The 2,540-nt window shown below is 65.9% G+C and carries 2 protein-coding genes; one reads left to right on the top strand and one right to left on the bottom strand.

Annotated features, from left to right (window positions below; genetic code table 11):
• A partial coding sequence (locus tag MOV75_RS34215; protein ID WP_247007547.1) for a bifunctional diguanylate cyclase/phosphodiesterase occupies window positions 1-1,564 on the bottom strand: 1,564 nt, incomplete at its 3' end.
• Window positions 1,565-2,146: 582 nt separating this feature from the next.
• Here MOV75_RS34215 and MOV75_RS34210 point away from each other — a divergent pair.
• Window positions 2,147-2,540, top strand: a 394-nt coding sequence (locus MOV75_RS34210; RefSeq protein WP_247007544.1) for a penicillin-insensitive murein endopeptidase, incomplete at its 3' end; no start/stop codon positions are given.

Raw genomic sequence — 2,540 nt, 5'->3', positions numbered from 1 at the left:
GGCACGCCCGGCGCAGCATCAAGCCGCCGAGCGGGTTGATCAGGCCAGTGTCCTCGGCGACCGGAATGAACTCGGCCGGCGAGACCATGCCGCGCTCGGCATGCGGCCAGCGCACCAGCGCTTCGAAGCCGGTGATGCGGCCGCTCTGGAGGTCGATCAGCGGCTGGTAATAGGGGCGCAGCACGTCGTTCTGGATGGCGTCGCGCAGCTCGACCTCGATCTTGCGGCGGCTCTGGGCTTTTGCATCCAGCGCGGCCTCGAAGAAGGCGAAGCTGCCGCGCGCGTCGAGCTTGGCGCGTGACAGCGCCATGTCGGCGCTCTTGAGCAGTTTTTCGGACTCATCGCCGTCGCCGGGTGCCATCGCGATGCCGATGGAGGCGCCGATCACCACGGAATGGCCGTCGAGCAGATAGGGATCGGCGATGGCTTCCAGGAGACGCTTGGCCAGCATCACAGCGTCTTCGGGCCGCGCCAGACCGCTTTGCACGATCGCGAACTCGTCGGAATTGAGCCGCGCCAGCGCATCTTCCTCGCGCAAGGTGGAACGCAGCCGCTTGGCGACGCCGCGCAGCAGCTTGTCGCCGACCGCGTGTCCCAGCGTGTCGTTGACCGACTTGAAACTGTCGAGCCCGAGGATGAGCAGCGCGGCCTTGTCGGCGCTGCGCCGCGTGTGCAGCAGCATCTCGTCCATCTGCTGGCGCAAGAGATTGCGGTTGGGCAGGCCGGTCAGCCCGTCATGCTGGGCCATGAAGGCAAGCCGCGCCTCGGCGCGCTTGCGCTCGGTGATGTCCATCAGCGCGAGCAGCACGGCGGGCCGCTCGGCATAGGTCAATTCGCGGGAATAGATCGCAAGGTCGATCAGCGCTCCGTCGGCCTTGACGTGCTTCCAGGTGCGCCCGGCCTGCTCCTCGCCGGTGGGATCGGCGGTCCAGGGCGGCTCGCTTTCGAAAGCCTGCAAGGAGCGTATCTTCAATTGCTCGAACTCGGCGCGGCTGTAGCCGTAATGCGCAACCGCGGCGTCGTTGACGCCGAGGATGCGCTCGTCGTCCAGCGCGCACACGATCATGGGAACGGGATTGCCGTCGAACAGCAAGCGGAACGAGGCCTCGCGCTGCTTCAATTCGGTGATGTCGACACGCAGGCCGACGACGCCGCCGTCGTCGGTCAAGCGCTCCTCGATCAGGATGACGCGGCCGTCCGACAGCGTCTGCTCGTGGCGCGCGGCGGGTTGATAGAGCTTTTGCAGCCGCTCGGCGATCCACTCGTCTTCGTGGCCGATGGCTTCGGGATAATCACCGCGTGCGACGCCGATGCGCAGCGTGTCTTCGAGACGCGCGCCTTCTTCGAACAGATCGGCGGTCTTGCGGTAGATCTCGGCGTATTTCTTGTTCCAGAGCACGTAGCGGCCGTCGGCATCGAGAAACACGATGCCCTGCGGCAGGATGTCGATGGCCTGGCGCAGGCGCTCATGGGATTTGCGCGCTTCCGCGATCGCGGCTTCCGCCTCGGCGCGGCTGCGCAGGATTTCGTCGCGGTCCGAACGGGTTCGCGACGCGCGCGGCAAGCGTGGCTTGCGTGGCAATCGGCCGGCCCGGGCACGCGCGCTTCCGTTTCGCTTTCTTGCTTTTCGAGACCCCAAACCCAACTTCACTCGTCCCAATCGCGCCCAGTGGGCGGTAGTTTTGGGGCAAGTGTCTGAAAGAAAGGTAATCTTGGGTGACCGCGCCCGCCAGGACCGCGCCTTGCGAACACCGAGAGCCCGGCTCTCGTGCCTGTTCGCGCGGCGCAAGCGGGCCAGATGGCGCGCCAGGCCCGTGGCCTCGTCGCAATCGGGGAGAGAGGTGACGCAAAAACGTGCCCTCTCCATGAATCAATTCCGCCCGCGCGTCCGATTGCATACGGGATCGAAACGGGCATCGTTCCGCGCACGAATTTTAGTCAATGCAGGATACGGTTATCGCACTGTTAAGAATCGGGCGGGCCCGCGACAAGACGACGACTTTCGGACGACCTCATTGGACATGGGGATCGTCATCCCGGGCGCAGCTTTACGCTGAGGCAACGGCTGTCAAGACGCCGTGAGATTGCGGCTGGGCGAAAGCCTCATTCTTAACCCGGACGCGGCGTTGGGTTATAAGGGCTGCGCATGAGTCCCCGCCACATCGCCCCTCTCCTGCTTGTCATGACGCTCCTGGCCGCCGGCGGCGCGCTGGCTCAGGACAAGGGCAGCGTCAGCCCGAAGCCGCTGCCGCCGCTCGCCAATCCCAACGACCCTGAGGTCGCCGCCAAGGAGCTGTTCGCGCGCAAGCTGCTGCCGTCGAAGGGGTCGGCCCACGTCATCGGCTCCTACACCAAGGGCTGCATCGGCGGCGCGGATCAGATGCCCGTCAACGGCGACCATTGGCAGGTGATGCGGCTGTCGCGCAATCGCAGCTATGGCCACCCCGAGATGATCGCGCTGATCAAGCGGCTCGCGGCCAGGGCGCACAAGAACGCGGGATGGCCGGGCATCCTGGTCGGCGACATCGCCCAGCCGCGCG

This window comes from Bradyrhizobium sp. PRIMUS42 (genome assembly GCF_023006515.1).
Classification (GTDB): domain Bacteria; phylum Pseudomonadota; class Alphaproteobacteria; order Rhizobiales; family Xanthobacteraceae; genus Bradyrhizobium.
Note: the sequence above shows the minus strand (reverse complement) of the source record. Positions and strands in the feature narration are given on the sequence as shown.